This is a genomic window from Methanoculleus caldifontis (genome assembly GCF_032842345.1).
Taxonomy (GTDB): domain Archaea; phylum Halobacteriota; class Methanomicrobia; order Methanomicrobiales; family Methanoculleaceae; genus Methanoculleus; species Methanoculleus caldifontis.
The window spans coordinates 459,970-475,259 of record NZ_WBKO01000001.1; the positions used below are offsets into that span (position 1 = coordinate 459,970).

Annotated in this window: 16 protein-coding genes; 7 read left to right on the forward strand and 9 right to left on the reverse strand. The window is 65.1% G+C overall.

Annotation, left to right across the window (positions count from 1 at the left end; translation table 11 throughout):
• Positions 1 to 4: 4 nt before the first annotated feature.
• Complete coding sequence (locus F8E02_RS02370; protein ID WP_317063843.1) at positions 5 to 1,003, reverse strand: M28 family metallopeptidase; 999 nt, start codon at positions 1,001 to 1,003, stop codon at positions 5 to 7.
• A 129-nt stretch (positions 1,004 to 1,132) separates the two neighbouring features.
• Between F8E02_RS02370 and F8E02_RS02375 the strand changes: the two genes are divergently transcribed.
• A complete protein-coding gene (locus F8E02_RS02375; protein WP_317063844.1) occupies positions 1,133 to 1,564 on the forward strand; it encodes a DUF61 family protein in 432 nt (143 codons plus the stop codon).
• Between the two features lie 8 nt (positions 1,565 to 1,572).
• Here F8E02_RS02375 and F8E02_RS02380 read toward each other — a convergent pair whose 3' ends face one another.
• Positions 1,573 to 1,845 (reverse strand): hypothetical protein, encoded by a 273-nt coding sequence (locus F8E02_RS02380; protein ID WP_317063845.1) that lies wholly within the window; start codon positions 1,843 to 1,845, stop codon positions 1,573 to 1,575.
• Between the two features lie 110 nt (positions 1,846 to 1,955).
• Entirely contained in the window at positions 1,956 to 2,537 is a 582-nt protein-coding gene (locus tag F8E02_RS02385; protein WP_317063846.1) for a hypothetical protein, read from the reverse strand.
• A gap of 125 nt (positions 2,538 to 2,662) precedes the next feature.
• On the opposite strand from F8E02_RS02385, the gene F8E02_RS02390 reads away from it, so the two are divergent.
• Complete coding sequence (locus F8E02_RS02390; protein WP_317063847.1) at positions 2,663 to 3,346, forward strand: M48 family metallopeptidase; 684 nt, start codon at positions 2,663 to 2,665, stop codon at positions 3,344 to 3,346.
• Positions 3,347 to 3,358: 12 nt separating this feature from the next.
• Here F8E02_RS02390 and F8E02_RS02395 read toward each other — a convergent pair whose 3' ends face one another.
• From F8E02_RS02395 to F8E02_RS02420, 6 genes are all read right to left on the reverse strand, one after another.
• Positions 3,359 to 4,978: a PAS domain-containing protein gene (locus tag F8E02_RS02395; RefSeq protein WP_317063848.1), complete on the reverse strand. Its 1,620-nt coding sequence runs from the start codon at positions 4,976 to 4,978 to the stop codon at positions 3,359 to 3,361.
• Between the two features lie 138 nt (positions 4,979 to 5,116).
• The gene (locus F8E02_RS02400) at positions 5,117 to 5,797 is read right to left on the reverse strand and encodes a small multi-drug export protein (protein WP_317063849.1); all 681 of its coding nucleotides are present in this window, start codon (positions 5,795 to 5,797) and stop codon (positions 5,117 to 5,119) included.
• A 24-nt stretch (positions 5,798 to 5,821) separates the two neighbouring features.
• A complete protein-coding gene (locus tag F8E02_RS02405; RefSeq protein WP_317063850.1) occupies positions 5,822 to 6,274 on the reverse strand; it encodes an adenylyltransferase/cytidyltransferase family protein in 453 nt (150 codons plus the stop codon).
• Positions 6,271 to 6,642 (reverse strand): Mov34/MPN/PAD-1 family protein, encoded by a 372-nt coding sequence (locus tag F8E02_RS02410; RefSeq protein WP_317063851.1) that lies wholly within the window; start codon positions 6,640 to 6,642, stop codon positions 6,271 to 6,273. Before F8E02_RS02410 ends, F8E02_RS02405 begins: the two co-directional genes overlap by 4 nt.
• Before the next feature lie 94 nt (positions 6,643 to 6,736).
• Entirely contained in the window at positions 6,737 to 8,005 is a 1,269-nt protein-coding gene (locus F8E02_RS02415) for a fasciclin domain-containing protein (RefSeq protein ID WP_317063852.1), read from the reverse strand.
• A gap of 240 nt (positions 8,006 to 8,245) precedes the next feature.
• A complete protein-coding gene (locus tag F8E02_RS02420) occupies positions 8,246 to 9,670 on the reverse strand; it encodes a dihydropteroate synthase-like protein (protein WP_317063853.1) in 1,425 nt (474 codons plus the stop codon).
• A gap of 43 nt (positions 9,671 to 9,713) precedes the next feature.
• On the opposite strand from F8E02_RS02420, the gene F8E02_RS02425 reads away from it, so the two are divergent.
• The 5 genes from F8E02_RS02425 to F8E02_RS02445 all read left to right on the forward strand — a co-directional run bounded on the left by F8E02_RS02425 (position 9,714) and on the right by F8E02_RS02445 (position 15,250).
• Positions 9,714 to 10,379 (forward strand): PHP domain-containing protein, encoded by a 666-nt coding sequence (locus tag F8E02_RS02425; RefSeq protein ID WP_317063854.1) that lies wholly within the window; start codon positions 9,714 to 9,716, stop codon positions 10,377 to 10,379.
• Entirely contained in the window at positions 10,376 to 11,185 is an 810-nt protein-coding gene (gene truA / locus F8E02_RS02430; protein ID WP_317063855.1) for a tRNA pseudouridine(38-40) synthase TruA, read from the forward strand. Before F8E02_RS02425 ends, truA begins: the two co-directional genes overlap by 4 nt.
• Before the next feature lie 656 nt (positions 11,186 to 11,841).
• Positions 11,842 to 12,756: a glycosyltransferase family 2 protein gene (locus F8E02_RS02435; protein WP_317063856.1), complete on the forward strand. Its 915-nt coding sequence runs from the start codon at positions 11,842 to 11,844 to the stop codon at positions 12,754 to 12,756.
• A gap of 20 nt (positions 12,757 to 12,776) precedes the next feature.
• Positions 12,777 to 13,856 (forward strand): non-hydrolyzing UDP-N-acetylglucosamine 2-epimerase, encoded by a 1,080-nt coding sequence (gene wecB, locus F8E02_RS02440; protein ID WP_317063857.1) that lies wholly within the window; start codon positions 12,777 to 12,779, stop codon positions 13,854 to 13,856.
• Between the two features lie 20 nt (positions 13,857 to 13,876).
• On the forward strand, positions 13,877 to 15,250 hold the full coding sequence (locus F8E02_RS02445; protein WP_317063858.1) for a nucleotide sugar dehydrogenase: 1,374 nt from the start codon (positions 13,877 to 13,879) through the stop codon (positions 15,248 to 15,250).
• Positions 15,251 to 15,290 lie beyond the last annotated feature (40 nt).

Genomic DNA, 15,290 nt, shown 5'->3' on the forward strand with positions numbered 1-15,290 from the left:
GGTCTCACCGGGCGGGCGGGGTGTTCGGGGAGACGACGCTCTCGTGGTTGTCGCGGGGCACGGCGGTCTCCGTGAGGACCGCGAGGCCGAGCCGGGCGTTCCCTGCGGCATACGGAAACGAGACGTGGTCGAGGGTGTCGTCCGGGGTATGGGCCGGGCCGTGCTCCTCGCAGTGCGTCGTCACCGCCGGGTATCCCCGGTCACGGAAGGGGATATGGTCCGAGGCGCAGGCGTGGGCGTTCTCGGTCAGGGTGAAGTTGATCCCGTAGAGAGCGTTGTACTCCGCCATGAGCGCCGCAACGTCTTTCGAGCGCTCATCGTACATGAGGTCGAGGACGAAGCGGTCCTCCGGGTCATAGCAGGCCGAGTCGTAGTTGAGGTAGAGCGGGATGGGGTCCGACGAGTCCGCCGCGCTCTCTGCATACGCGGCGCTGCCGTAGCGCCCGTCTTCCTCGGCATTCCAGAAGGCGAACCGGACCGTCCGGTCAAACGAGTGCCCGCTCATCACCCGGGCGAGCTCGAGGACGATCGCGACCCCGCACCCGTTGTCGGTAGCCCCGGGAGCGCGGGCGGGGTCCCACGACGTGCTGTCGTAGTGCGCCCCCACCACGACGACCTCGCCGGCGGCCTCCCCGCTCCCGGGCAGGGTCGCAACGACGTTCCGGAGATCCCCGCCCTGGAACTCCACGGAAAGACCCGGGATCCCGGCAAGCCTCCGGTGGAGGTACTCGCCCGCCTCGTGGTTCCCGTCCGTCCCGAAGACCCGCGTCGGGAACTCCTCGAGGTCGCGGGTCGTCTGCTGGAGTTCGGTCTCGTCGATCTCTTCGAGCATCGCAGCGACGGCGAAACGGTACTCCGCTCCTTCCTCCGGCATGCCGGCGGCGCCTGCCGGGGGAGCCATAAGCAGGACGGCCATCCCGGTGAGGAGCATGAGAGAGGCAACCATCCTCCAGAGGCGGATAGGCTGTCGGGGGGATCTGTCGTGGGTTGAGATCGGTTCCATGGATGATCACGCAGGAGACGCCGTTTAGGGCCGGGAGTTCTTAAACTTTCGTCCGGGGCCAGGTATATATGACATGCCGGAGACTCGTCTGTACACCGGCCAGAGAGCGGTCATCACCAGGAGCATACCATGCCTTTGCAACCATCAGCAGGCGACGAGTCGACCCTATTACGGTGGATGCGGCTTGAGATCGGCAGGATCAACGACGGCATCGTTTCCGAGCGCAAACGCCTCTCCCGGCTCCTCCGCGAGGAGCATCCGTCATCCGTCACGAAGGGCGGGGAGCCATACGACTTCGACCGCGACGTCCTGGCGAGGCTAAAAGAGGTCCTCCCCGGGGTGCTGCAGAGGCGCCTCCGGCTCCCGATCCTCTTCTACTTCGACTCCACCGTCCCGGACAGTTTCTTCCTTGCGGACGAGACGGCACTCGAGGCCCTCCAGTGCCTGGAAGAGATCAGCCCACTCAGGAGGATGCGGAACGGAAGGCTCTGGGTGGCGAAACCGCTCGTGTATACCATCATGAACCGCTACCCGACGGCCGTCCAGATCGTGATGGGATGAGAGCCGGCTCATGCCGAAAAGGAGAGGGTGTGCCCCCCGGAGGGGTCGGGCTGAACGCTCACCTGCACCCGGACCTCCGGCAACCCGTCGGCGGGATGCCCGGCCGGCGGAAGGGTGTCGGGCCGGTCGTCAACGTTCCGTATCCCGGCGGACGGTGAGGCCTCAAGAGACGACCCGTTCTGCGGTCCGATGACGATGCAGGCTACCAATCCACCGACGACCAGGGCCTGGATGGCGAAGGTCAGTGCGGCGGCCACATACTGCTGGGAGATCTCAATCACCTCGCACGCAGGTTGCAGGGATGCTATATAACATTTGTGAAAAATTTGCTATTGTGTGCTATATTTTGCTACAGAAACACTATAGCCGTAGCGAAGGGCGGGCGACCCCGTCACCCGGAACGCCCGGTGCCCTTCCCGAAGGTCCGCCGGACCCGTTCGAGTGCCGGCAGGGCGACCTCGTCCATCTGCCGGTCGAAGTAGTCCACCCACTCCGCGACGACCGCGAGCTGCTCCTGCTGCCGGTCGAGACGCCCCTGGAGGCGGTCGAGGGCCTGCCGGAACCGGACGGCCTCCTCCTCGCGGAGATGACGCTCACGCTCGAGTTCCTCCGCCAGGTGCGCGATCCGGCGCTCCTGCCGGGCGATCGTCTCCTGGATCACCCGGAGGTCGATCACCGCCTCGACCGGGAGCGGGGCGGCGGTCCGGGCGACCTCCTTTGCCGGCTCCTCCGGTGGGGCCTGCTTCTTGACCGAACGGACCTCGCTCTCGACCTCTTCGGCAGTGAGGCCTCTCCCGGAGAGGTCGACGAGTTCCCTCACGATCCTGACCGCCTTCTCGGGAAAGAGCTTCACCCGGCCGATGGTCCGGTAGGAAAAGAGGCTGTCGTAGGTCTGGACGAGCTCCCGGACGTCCTGCTCGGAGAGTCCGGTGAGGTGCGCGATATCGCCGATCTTGAGTTCCTTCTCGCTCACGGTTGCCACCCTCTGCACCCGCCCGCACGCCGGACGGAAGCCGTACCATACGTTTGTCGCTATCTGGTATAGGTGCGTGCCGGATCGTGGAGTTTTTCCCCCCGCACAGCCCGGGTACTGGTACGATGGGAGAGAGGAGCGAGGAGAGGAGCCCGGACGGGACGACCGTTGTCCGGAAGGCGGTGCGGTCCGCCCGGCTCCAGGTGAGGCCGGACGGGACGGTGCGGGTGGTCGCTCCCCCCGCGTTCGACGTCACGGGGTTTCTCACGCGCCACGAGGCCTGGATCGCGAAACGGCGGGAGGAACTGGATACCCTCGCCGCCGAAGGGCGCGGCAGGGAAGACCGGCTCCTCCTCTACGGGCGGTTCTACAGCCTCGCCCCCGGCCCGCGGTTCGCGGTCGACGAGGCCGGCGGCGCCGTCGCCTATCCGTCGTTCCCCGCCCTCCGGGGGAGGCTTGCCCGGATGCTGAAGGAAGAGGCCGGCGAACGCCTCGCTGCCCTCCCCGATCTCGCCGGAGAAGGACCGGGCCGGATCGCGGTGAAACTCCAGAAGACCCGGTGGGGGAGCTGCTCGTCGCTGGGGAACATCAACCTCAACCTGCGCGTGATAGCCCTCCCCCGGACGCTCCGGGAGTACGTCATCGTCCACGAGGCTGCCCACCTCCGCGAGCAGAACCACTCCGGCAGGTTCTGGCATCTCGTAGCCGGCCACTATCCCGGGTACCGGGCTGCCGAGGCCGAACTGCGGCGCTACCGGGTCATCCTCGAGCGGAACCGGGTCTGGGGAGCGTTGCGGGATACCGGCTGAGAAGAGCGGGGATCAGGAGTATCTCCGCCAGAACATGGAGAGTTTCCGCGACTCCGCCCACCGCCCGTCGAGCTGATCGATGATCCCGTTGATCCGCTGCACCTGCTGCCGGATCTTCTCCCTCGCCTCGGCATCGTCGATCAGTTCCGCGCGCCCCACGATCGCCTGGAGCGGGTTGCGGATATGGTCGGCAAGCAGGGCGAACTGCTCCATGTTCCGCTCGATCTGGCCGTAAGCCCTGGATTTCAACTCTTCGACCTCTCTCTGCGCGGTGATGTCCCGGCTGATGTTGATGACCCTCGCGACCTCGCCGTTCTCGAAGATCGGGATCAGGGTCTCGCGGAGGATCACGGTCCGCTCGCTGAGCCTGATAGGACGGTCCGAGGTCAGCGGCCGTCCCGTGCGGATGACCCGCTCGTACTGCTGCCGGGCCGCCGGCGGGAGGAACGGCAGGACGGAGAAGAGGTCCCTTCCGACGACGTCCGTCGCGAGGCCGAGCTCCTCGCACCAGGCGATGAAGGCGTCGTTTGCGAGGAGGAGAGCGAGATGGGTGTCCACGACGATGACGGCATCGGTGATCGCGTCGAGGACGATCTGGTAGAGGCCTTCCGACTCCCGGAAGATGTACTCGGACTGCTTCCGGTCGAGCGCCCCGGCGACGATCTGGACGGCGGCAGAAAGGAGCGCGACGTCCTCGCCTCCGAACCGGCCGCTGCCGACGCCCCGCTCGAACCCGACGTAGCCGACCACCGCCCCGTTCAGCCGGAGGGGGATCATCAGCACCGTGCCTGCCTCCTGCCGCTTCAGGAAGTCGCGCTCCTCCCGCCGGAGCCTCACGTCCCCCGATGTTCCATCCACGAGCACCGTCTCCCCCTGGAGGACCTGCACGGCCCACCAGGGGAGGTCGTCTGCGAGGAGCTTCTGAAAATCGCCCCGGTGGGGTTTTACGCCCGGCACGCACCACTCGTGCGTCGTGCCGAGCAGCGTCCGGGACTCGTTGAAGAGGGAGAGCGAGGACCGGCTCGCCCCGCACGCCCGGCCGAGGCTCTCAAGCGAGGCGTCGATCGCCGGGTCGATCTGCGCAGGGTCCGTAAAACGGGAGGGCATCGCCGCGACGGCTCCTGCAAGGCCGCTCTGGCGGCCGGGTGCGCCCATCGGCCTCTCCTCCCCGTCAGCGTCGGCGCAGGAGAGGACGAGCCAGACCCCGTCGGTGCCGGGGCAGGGGGCGGCGCCGATCGAGACCCGGACGTCGAAACGCGACGAGTCGCTCCGCCGGGCGTCGATCGTCCCGCTCCACCGCCCTGCAGTGAGGGCCGAGCCGATGCAGTCCGCTCCCTCTCTCCGGGAGGACCAGAGCAGGTCAACGGGCATGCCCACCGCGGTATCCCGGTCATACCTCCAGAGGGCAAGCAGCGCATCGTTGGCGACGGCGATGCGCCCTTCCCGGTCGACGATGCAGGTGCCGGAGAGCGAGGTCTCGACCACCTGCTGCAGCAGCAGAGCGGCGACGTCCGATATCCCGGCCGGAACCCGGCTGGTGACGGGATCGTACTCTCTCCGGCAGTCCTGAACGCCCCCCTGCTGTACTGGAGGTTCGCCTGCTCCAGACTCCTCTGCGGTATGCAGATCCATCCTGATCACCCCCGGACCGGCGAGAGCCGGTGCGGTCAGGTTGATCAATCCCCTGACTTGTATATCAATATTTTGATCCGAACCGCGGCGAATCCACCTCCAGCTGAACTAACCGCTCCGTCAGGATCACCGGCGAAGTCAGACGTTCGTTTCCCGCATCAACGAACGGCTCCGGTACATCACGAGAAGCGCGATCCCGATCAGGATGAAGACGGCGAGCGAGACCCAGGGCCCCGCGCCGGCCGGGATGAGGTTCGTGACCCAGTCGATGCCGAGGGCGATAGCGAAGCTGCCGATGATCCCCCCGATGGTGATGCAGGCGACGACCTCCGTCTTCGTCATCCCGAGCATCCTTCCGATGACGGAGCCGACGATGCTCCCCGACCCGTCGAAGGGGAGGCTCACGAAGAGGATGAGGCCGACGAAGTAGAGCCGCTCGAGCCACGGCCGCCGGTCGAGGAACGTCCTGCCCGCGACCATAAAGCGCCGGATCCAGGGGCCGGCGTAGGGGATGCGCAGGACGAGCGGGAAGTTCCAGGCCATGAAGAGCCCGCCGGCGAAGTCCAGGAACGCGAGAGCAGACGCGACCAGCCACCAGGGGATGCCGAGAAGGATGCAGACCGGGATGATCGTCTCCCGGCCGAGCGGCGGGACGATGTAGGCGACCATCATCCCGACGAGGAGGAGCCACTGTTCGGACGGGAGGAGGAACCAGACGACGGCAAGAAAGAGCCCGCAGAGCAGGGGCGGGACCGAGACCTTCAGGAGATCTATCCGGCCGTCTACCCCGTCATCGTCCCATACGCCGGCCCGCCGCATAGCCTGCCTTCCCCGGCGCGGGTATCACTCCCCCTCGCCGGTGGGACCGGCGGGAGGAGAGGGTTCCCGGGTCTTTAAGATATGCCCGACGATATTCGACGAACTGGCGAGCGAGCCGGGGTACCCGGGGATCCGGACGACTTCCGCGTCGAGCCCGCGGTCGCGGAGCCGCTGCCGGAGGCTTCCCTCGTCGAAGTGCTGGTTGAAGCCGAGCGTGATGATCTCCGGCTTTATCTCTGCGATCGGGAGGAACATATCGTGCAGGTCGCCGAGGAGCGCGTGGTCGACCGGCTTCAAGGCCCGGACCATCAGAAGGCGCTGGTCCTCAGGGATGATCGGGCGGGGCTTGTGTTTCACGTTCGCGTCCCGCGCCACGATCACGAAGAGTTCGTCGCCGAGCCTCCGCGACTCCTCAAGGTAGTAGAGGTGCCCGGGATGGAGGAGATCGAACGTCCCCGTCGCGACGACGCGGGTCATTCGACCACCTCGAGTTCCACGGGGCTGCCGTCGGCCCGGTAGCACCGCCAGTCCCGCGGGCCGTAGGGGTAGCCGACGATGATATGGTACCGGCCCACCGTCGGGAAGAACCCGAGGTCCGCTGAAGAGGGCGAGAGGACACCGTTCGGATGGCTATGGGCGCTGCCGGCCTGGTGGATGTCCAGCGGGAGCATATCGACGAAGAACGAGGCGCTATCCTCCCCGACGATGGTGCCCGGCACCAGGTCGAGGTCCCGGATGATGCCGTTCCTCTCTCGCAGCACCGCAACGAACTCGTCCGGGTGATGCTCTCTTGCGAGTTCAAAGAGCATTGAAAGCAGATCCCTGCTGATCCCGCATACAGCCATTCTACTGAATGGTAGGGGAGAAGTGAACATAAGTCCTCGTGTCCGGCATCCGGCCCTGCCGGACCCGGGCGGGAAAAAGAAGGGGGGAACGGATTTAAGGAATGATCCTGTCTTCCGGTGTGGCGTTCTCCACCGGAGTCACGTTCTCGTCAGGCAACCCTCCGGTAATGTTGAAGGCCTGCTGGACAGGTGTCCCGTTCACCAGGACCGGGACGTCGGGGCCCGGGAACTCATGGACGCCCTGCTCGCCTGCGTCGATGTGGAGCATGGCCCAGAGCACCGGTGTCGCGTTCTCGACCTCGATCGTGACGGTTACGTTCTCGTTCACGCCCTCGCTGATCTGGCTGTAACCGATGATCGGCCCGGGCGTCCCGTTCAGGTCGGCGTGAATATCCGCCCAGCCCGTCTGGTTCATCACGGCGCGGTCGACGATCACTGTGTCGTTCTCGATCGGCTGATCGGAGACGTTGACGGACGGGGTCTCGTTCTCGACCGGCTCCGGGGTCACGTTCTCCGGCAGGGTGAGACCCGGCGGTATGAGAACGATCCCGATGATCTGGACGATGCCGTTTGCAGCCTCGAGATCGGAGGCGACGATCGTGGCGTTCTCCACCGTGACGTTGCCGTCGACCACGCTGACGTTGAGGGTCTCCCCGCCGAGCGTCTCAAGGGTCGTCTCGTTCTCGGTGGCGTTGGCCGCCGCCATCAGGTCTTCCACGGTGAGGTTCCCCTCGACCACGTGATACGTGAGCAGGGTCTCGAGCAGTACCGTATCGTTCAAGACCGCCGCAAGGGTCTCGTTGCCGAGCGCCTCAAAGGCAGCGTCTTCCGGGGCAAAGACCGTGTAGGGGCCCTCGTCGGCGAATGTCTGCGTGAGGTTGGCCCTCTCCAGGGCGTCCGCGAAGATGGTCAGGTTCGCTTCGCCGGCGACCAGATCGACCAGCGTCAGATCCGCCGGCTCCTCGCCGGGCGTCTCGTTCTCGCCGGGGGTCTCATTCTCGCCCGGCCCGACCATCTCCCCTTCGGGGACGACGATGACGACACCCTGCATGGGCGTCTCCTGCACCGAGGCGTTGATCGCACAACCGTACGGGTAGGTTCCCGTATCGGTGAACATATACTCGAACGTCTCGTTCTCTTCTATCGGCCCGGAGTCGAAGACCCCATCCGTGCTCGTGACGGAATGGCTTACCGGGTCATAATTCGTCCAGATTACCGTTGTGTTGCTCTCGACCGTGAGTGAGGCCGGGTAGTACAACCCGTCGCGGATCTCAACGTCGGCGGTCGCGGCGAGAGCCGGCACGGCAACGAGGCTGATGACCAGGGCTGCTAAGAGCCCGAGTGTGACTGGATTCCTTCTCATTCAGTTTCACCACGCTTATGAACCCTGACAGGGGAGCAGCCGGTTCCCGTATTGAGGGCAGATATCCTCTCATTCCGGGGTGAGCACGCTACCTGCGGCACCCGCTGGAGGGACCGGCACGCTCCGTGCTGCCACGGGGCGTAAAATAATCAGGAGAGTATATAATGATTATTATAATTCGCAGAGAGGCAGACCGGGAAAGGGCCCCGGCCCCACCCGGGAGAGAGGCTGCCGGGCCGCTCAGAACGGCCCGTCCTGTTCGAAGCCCCGGCCCAGCCGGATAGCGAGTTCGGCCTTGAAGAGTTCTTTTCCGAGGTAGGCGGCATGGTCGAGCCGGGAGAGGGATCCCTGGAGAAGAAGCGTATGGAAGACATCCTCCCAGCACCGCCCCCGCACGGCACGGCCCTTGTGGACCGCGACGATGAAGTCGCCCTCGATACCGATGCGGATGCAGCCCAGGGGGTCGTAGACGATCTCGTCGGGCGCAGGGTGCGCGTCCATGATGCTCTCGTATGCGAGCGGAGGTTCGCGCCGCCGCCGCTTCTCCTTCAGAAGAAGGAGGTCGAGCCCCAGGTCCTTGGGGTAGGGCCGGCCGGCCATGAGGGCCATCATCTCGGTCGCCCGCCGCATCTCCGCGACCGACCCCCGGGTCTTGTCGCTGTGCTCGCTCGTGAAGACGACCGCTGCCCCGACCTCGTGCGCCATCCCCGCGAGGAGCGCGTTCACGCCGGGAGAGTCGGCGTCCAGGAGCTCCGCCACGTTCCCCGCCCCGAAGAAGGCCGGGCATGGGAGTCCGGAAAACCCGGCGAGCGACGGGACGAGCCCCGATCCCACCGGCTGGAGGAGGGGGTCGGCGATCAGGCGCGAGATCCCGGCTTCCTTCGCTGCCGCAAGGTTCCCGGCAAGCGTCCGCTCGCCCGGCACCACGACCGCGGCCGCCCCGGCGTCAGCGACCGTCTTCCCGACGGCGGGGATATTCCCCTCGTGGAGAGAGAGCACCAGGTCGGCACGGGGCATGGCCGCCGCGATGAGGATGGGGTCCTGGGTATCGACCGCGAGAGGCCCTTCAACCCCCGAGAGGGCGGCAAAACACCGCCGGACGTCGTCCGCCGTCGCATCGAACCCGAAGCCCAGGTCTACGATATCCGCCCCGTCGGCAAAGAACCGCCGGACTTCGGCGAGCAGGTCCTCGCGCCTGTGCGCGTCCATGATCTCCGCGAGCACCTTCATCCTCGAACCCCCGCCGATCTTCACTCCCCGGAGAGTGAAGTAGGCGCCTGCCTCCGCCTCCCGGAGCGCGAGGCGGCGAGAGGCCTCCTCGCGGCGTGTTTCGGCGAGGAAGTCGTCGGCAGGGACGGTCCTTGAGAGCGTGACGCGGCCAAGGACCGCGAGGACCTGCGGAAGGTCGGCCGCATGCCGCGGCCCCCGGTAGACCGGGACGCCGGTCTCGCGCTCGACATCGGCAAAGGATGCGGTGCACATCCCGGAGACGATCGCCATGTCGTAGGCGCCCGCGGCAAGCAGCCGCCGGAGCTCGCCGGGAGTCAGGAACGACGCGAGTTCGCCGGTGACTGCCACGTCGATCTCGTGGCGGTCGCAGAACCTCCCGGCCGCCGCTCTCACGATCTCGGCCGTCGCCGATCCGGTCGGAAGCAGAATACGCATACGTCTCAATTATTATTCTCGCCGCGGTACATAATCTGATCTCATGCTGCGGTGCGATCTGCATGTCCACACCGGGTTCTCCAAAGATGGGGAGAGCAGTGTGGAAGAAATCCTTCGGCGGGCGGAGGCGGTCGGCCTCGACGCCGTCGCGATCACCGATCACGATACAGTAGAAGGCGCCCGGTACGCCCTCCGGTGCGAGACCTCCGTGACCGTGATCCCGGGCACCGAGATATCGACAAAACAGGGCCATCTGCTCGCCCTCGGGGTCACGGACCCCCTCCCGGCAGGGCTCGACTTCTTCGAGACCGTCGCGCTCGCCCGTGCCCGGGGCGCTCTCCTGATCCTCCCCCACCCCTACCATCGCTGGCGCCACGGCGTCGGGAGGAGGCTCGCGGCCGGGATCGGGGCGGTCGATGCGGTGGAGGTCTTCAACAGCCGTTACATCACCGGGTCGGCGAACAGGAAGGCCGCAGCCATCGCGCGGAAGTTCGGAAAACCCGGGGTCGCCGGGAGCGACGCCCACAACGCCCGCTACGTCGGGTTCGGCGTCACCTACGTCGCCGCCGAGCCTGACCTCGCCTCGATCCTCGCCGCGATTCGCGAAGGGAAGACGATGGCGGGGGGGAAGATGACCCCGCTCCACACCTACACCCGCCAGTCCATCAAGGGGGCTCTCCGCAGGATCCGGCGCACGGTGTACCGATGAGCCTGGCGTTCCGCTTCTCGTACTTCGGGGACCGGTTCTTCGGCTCGCAGATGCAGCCGGGGCTCCGGACCGTGGAGGGAGAGTTCGTCGCGGCATGCATGCGTCTCCACCTCTTCGAGGACTGGCGGGAGGCGAACTTTGCCACCGCCGGACGGACCGACCGCGGGGTGCATGCCAGAAACCAGGTCTGCACATTCCGGACTGATATGCCGGACCGGGCAATCGCGGCGCTGAACCAGGTGCTCCCGGCCGATATCTGGTGCACGGGGTGGGCCGGGGTGCCGGAGGGGTTCCACCCCCGATACAGCACCATATCGCGGACCTACCGCTACTACTTCTCAGAGACGCCCGGCAACACCCCCGCCATGCATGCTGCGGCCCAGGCGTTCGTCGGAGAGCACGACTTCTCGTCGTTCTCCCGCTCAAGCGACCGGAACCCGGAGCGGAGGATCTTCGCGGCACGGGTCTTTGAAGAAGGGCCGTTCGTCGTCTTCGAGGTGATCGGGGAGAGCTTTCTCTGGAATATGGTCAGGTGCATGGCGACGGCGCTCGGACGGGTGGGAGCAGGCGAGGCGGAGGCCGGGGAGATCGTCCGGCTCCTTGGTGGTCCGGCGGACCAGAGAGTCCCCGCCGCTCCCCCCGAAGGGCTGATATTCTGGGATATCGACTGTGGAGTCTCCTTTGCACCGATCCCGGCCGATGAGAAGAGTTCCCTGTACCGTGCAGACCGACGCCGCTACCACGCCCTGATGGCAGAGGTCGCGGCACGCCTTGCGCCGGATGCGGCACAGGATACGCCCGGATAATACCTTCGGTCGAGGCAATAAATGAAGAGAGTGATCGGAAAACCGGTCTCTCTCAGCACCTCTGTTTTAAAAGGATCAGATCGCAGGCGATGAATCCTCTAAAGGAGGTGCGGCAGGGTAAATTCTGTCTTTTATGGGTCATCCGACGCATCCCAGGATAAAGGTTCCGGATAGCGATACGCAACGCAGCTCACCACTGCCGGAATCACCCCATGCCAGCCACTCCGTCACCGGGGAATGCGGGATGCCGGGTTGCATCCGCCTGACCGGAAGACATAAGTAGCCAGAGAGAGTTTTAGCGGCCACTTCGTAAACAAAATCAGGCTAATTTTAGGCATAGTAAATGAGATACAGTTAATAATAACCTATTAATATATCCCGGCACAGTCCCGTTTCAGTACGTCAAGAGGGGAAAGTGGATGTACGACAAGGATCCGGTTCGGGCGAGACCACCCGCTCATATGGAGGGGTGGTTCGTCGAAGAAACAACTGTGCCGTTGCCACAGTACATAGATGCAGAGACAGACAGATGGATAGAACGACATATACCCCGGAGTATCGGAGAGGAGAGCCCGATAGAGGTCCCTGCTCTCCACTGTGAGGTCCAGGAGCAGGTCAACCCCTTACGGACGCCGGCGGTCCCGGGACACCGGCGTATGGTGAGCGAGACCGCCGAGGCCGCCACTCCGGCCCGCCGTCCGGGCAGGGTGAGAACCCTCGCGGCGATCCCCTGCTTCAACGAGGAGGTCGCGATCGGCTCGGTCGTCCTGAAAGCCCGGCAGCACGCCGACGAGGTCCTGGTGATCGACGACGGGTGCACCGACGGCACCGCGAAGGTCGCACGGGAGGCGGGAGCGACCGTCATCTCGCACGGAGCCTGCAGGGGAAAGGGGCAGGGGATCAAGAGTGCTCTCCGGTACGCGGTCGACCACAACTACGACTGCCTGGTCCTCATGGACGGCGACGGTCAGCACGATCCCTCCGAGATTCCCCTTCTGGTCGAACCGATCCTCACTGATTCTGCCGACCTCGTCATCGGTTTTCGGACCTTCGACCAGATGCCCTTCTACCGGAGATTCGGCCGGGCGGTCCTCGACGTCGCCTCGAGCAACGGCAGCTCGATAACCGACTCGCAGTGCGGATATCGGGCGCTCAACAGGAGGACGATGGAGTCGATGCTCGGAACGCTGAAGAAGGACGACTTCTCGACCGAATCGGAGATGCTCCGGATCGCACAGGAGAAGCACCTGCGCATCGGCGAGACCCCGATCAACTGCAAGTACGGTGATTTCGACACATCCACGAAGAACCCCGTCTCTCATGGAATCGAAGTGCTCGGATCGTTATTCTGGCTCGCCGTGGAGAGGAAGCCTCTTCTGCACATCGGCCTACCCGGATTCACCGCGATGCTCGCCGGGATCTTTCTCCTGCTCCAGTTCCTCGAAGGGTTCAGCGAGACCGGTCTCGTCGGGGTCGAGCAGGGCATGCTTGCCTCGATCTTCCTGATCCCCGGCACCATGGCGGTCGTGCTGGGTCTCGCGCTTGCCCTTGTCGCAAGAACACGGGAGTGAGCAGAGATGAGAGGTGCATCATGATCGGCATAGTACTCGGCACGCGGCCGGAGATCATCAAGATGTCTCCCGTCATCAGGGAGTGCGAGCGCAGGGGTATCGACTATTTCATCCTTCATTCCGGGCAGCATTACTCCTACGAGATGGACCGGGTCTTCTTTGAGGAACTCGATCTCCCGGAACCGAACTACAGCCTCGACGTGGGCTCCGGCACGCACGCCGCCCAGACCGCGACGATCATGACCGGCGTCGAAGATGTTCTCGTCAAGGAGTCCCCGGAGATCGTCCTCGTCCAGGGGGACACGAACACCGTCATGGCCGCGGCCGTCGCGGCATCGAAACTTCAGATACGGGTAGGACACATCGAGGCGGGCCTCCGGAGTTTCAACCGCCGGATGCCGGAGGAGATCAACCGCGTGCTCACCGACCACATCTCCGACTACCTCTTCGCCCCGACGGAGACCGCCCGGGGAAACCTTCTCGCCGAGGGAATCCCGGAGAGGAAGATCTGCGTGACCGGCAACACCGTCGTCGACGCGGTCTACCAGAACCTCGACATATCGAGGAGGAAGGTCGACGTCCTCAGGGACCTCGACCTCGCGCCCCGCGAGTACTTCCTCGTCACCGCCCACCGCCAGGAGAACGTGGATAACCGCGCCAGGCTCAAGGAGATCCTCAAAGGGCTCGATAGGGTGCAGAAGGAGTTCTCTCTTCCCATCGTCTTCCCGGTCCACCCGAGGACGGAGAAGAGGATCCAGGAACTCGGCATCGGGACCGACGGGTTGAACCTGACCAAACCCTTCGGGTTCCTCGAGTTCCTCCAGCTGGAGTCGCAGGCGAAGGTCGTCCTGACCGACTCCGGCGGCGTTCAGGAGGAGACCTGCGTTCTCGGCGTCCCCTGCGCCACGATGCGTTACGACACGGAACGCCCGGAGACGCTTGAGATCGGATCGAACATCCTGGTCGGTGCCGATTCGAGAAGGATCCTCGAAGGAGTCCGCTCCGCCACCGCCTGGAAGTCCGGCTGGCAAAACCCCTACGGCGACGGGATCGCCGGAAAGATGATTATCATGGTCTGTGCAGCCGCACGGCCGCAATAAACCGTACGAGGAAGATACGTATGAAGATCTGTATACTGGGATTAGGATACATAGGACTGCCGACCGCGCTGCTATTTGCCGCTCACGGGGCAGACGTCGTCGGCGTCGACGTAAAACAGAGCGTGGTAGACTGCTTAAACCACGGGAACCTCCCGTTCAGCGAGCCGGGGATCGAAGACCTCTACCGCGATGCAAAAGGCCGGTTTGTCGCAAAGACCGAGCCCGAGGCCGCCGACGTCTTCCTGATCGCCGTCCCGACACCGCTCGACTCCGCAACGAAGGTCTCCGACCTCTCCTACGTCAAGAAGGCGGCCGAGACGATCTCCCGCCACCTCAGCGCGGGGAACCTCGTCATCCTCGAATCGACCGTACCGCCCGGAACGAGCGAACGGGTCGTCATCCCGAGACTGGAGCGGAGCGGTCTTGCCGCCGGGGACTTCCTCTACGCCCACTGTCCCGAGCGGGCGATACCCGGACGGACCCTGCAGGAGATGACCGGCAACAACCGTATCATCGGCGGGTACGACCGGGACTCGACCAACCGGGCGACCTCCATCTACCGGACGTTCGTCCGCGGGCAGATCTACCAGACGGACACGCGGACGGCGGAGTTCGTCAAGCTGATGGAGAACACCTGCCGCGACGTGAACATCGCGCTCGCAAACGAGTTCGCCCAGCTCGCCGAAGAGTGCGGGATCAACGTCTGGGAGGCCATCACCCTCGCAAACAAGCACCCCCGCGTCTCCGTCCTCAACCCCGGGCCGGGGGTGGGCGGGCACTGCATCGCCGTCGACCCCTGGTTCCTGACCGAGAACTCGACCCGCTGCAAGATGGTCTCCACGGCGCGTGAGGTCAACGACTCGATGCCGAACTATGTCCTGCATGTCGTCCGCAACCTGCTTGCCGGGATCAGGCACCCGACGATCAGCGTATTCGGGGTCGCCTACAAGGGCAACATCGGCGACACCCGCGAGAGTCCCGCAATCAAGTTCATCCAGCTCGCCGAGAACGAGGGCTACGCCGTCAGGTGCCACGACCCCTACGTGGGGGAGTTCCCGCACTCTCTCATGGACGCCCTGGACGCGACGGACGGGAGCGACTGCCTCGTCGTCCTCACGGATCACGACTGCTTCCGCACGATCGATCCGGCGGGGCTCCGCATGAGGACCAGACTGGTCATAGACGCGAGAAACATCCTCGACCACGAGAAATGGGCCGGCCAGGGATTCGCCGTCCGCGTGCTGGGCGACGGCGCGTCGGTGCAGCCGGTGCCTCTGGGGGATCTTGCGCCCCCGACGGCCCTCTACGCCGCGGAGGCGGCACGGCCGATCGCATCCTCATCACCGCCGTCTATTTCCCTGCTCTCTCCGAACGGGCGGGAGGGATACCTCTAACCCTCCGCGTCCGGTCAGGCACGAGAGACTCGAGATCCAG

Excerpts from the sequence above, each read along its gene's own strand:
- F8E02_RS02415 (WP_317063852.1), bottom strand. The coding sequence starts at position 8,005 with ATGAGAAGGAATCCAGTCACACTCGGGCTCTTAGCAGCCCTGGTCATC.
- F8E02_RS02410 (WP_317063851.1), bottom strand. The coding sequence starts at position 6,642 with ATGGCTGTATGCGGGATCAGCAGGGATCTGCTTTCAATGCTCTTTGAA.
- F8E02_RS02405 (WP_317063850.1), bottom strand. The coding sequence starts at position 6,274 with ATGACCCGCGTCGTCGCGACGGGGACGTTCGATCTCCTCCATCCCGGG.
- truA (WP_317063855.1), top strand. The coding sequence starts at position 10,376 with ATGAGCCTGGCGTTCCGCTTCTCGTACTTCGGGGACCGGTTCTTCGGC.
- F8E02_RS02400 (WP_317063849.1), bottom strand. The coding sequence starts at position 5,797 with ATGCGGCGGGCCGGCGTATGGGACGATGACGGGGTAGACGGCCGGATA.
- F8E02_RS02375 (WP_317063844.1), top strand. The coding sequence starts at position 1,133 with ATGCCTTTGCAACCATCAGCAGGCGACGAGTCGACCCTATTACGGTGG.
- F8E02_RS02390 (WP_317063847.1), top strand. The coding sequence starts at position 2,663 with ATGGGAGAGAGGAGCGAGGAGAGGAGCCCGGACGGGACGACCGTTGTC.
- F8E02_RS02420 (WP_317063853.1), bottom strand. The coding sequence starts at position 9,670 with ATGCGTATTCTGCTTCCGACCGGATCGGCGACGGCCGAGATCGTGAGA.
- F8E02_RS02445 (WP_317063858.1), top strand. The coding sequence starts at position 13,877 with ATGAAGATCTGTATACTGGGATTAGGATACATAGGACTGCCGACCGCG.
- F8E02_RS02435 (WP_317063856.1), top strand. The coding sequence starts at position 11,842 with ATGGTGAGCGAGACCGCCGAGGCCGCCACTCCGGCCCGCCGTCCGGGC.
- F8E02_RS02370 (WP_317063843.1), bottom strand. The coding sequence starts at position 1,003 with ATGGAACCGATCTCAACCCACGACAGATCCCCCCGACAGCCTATCCGC.
- wecB (WP_317063857.1), top strand. The coding sequence starts at position 12,777 with ATGATCGGCATAGTACTCGGCACGCGGCCGGAGATCATCAAGATGTCT.
- F8E02_RS02395 (WP_317063848.1), bottom strand. The coding sequence starts at position 4,978 with ATGGATCTGCATACCGCAGAGGAGTCTGGAGCAGGCGAACCTCCAGTA.
- F8E02_RS02425 (WP_317063854.1), top strand. The coding sequence starts at position 9,714 with ATGCTGCGGTGCGATCTGCATGTCCACACCGGGTTCTCCAAAGATGGG.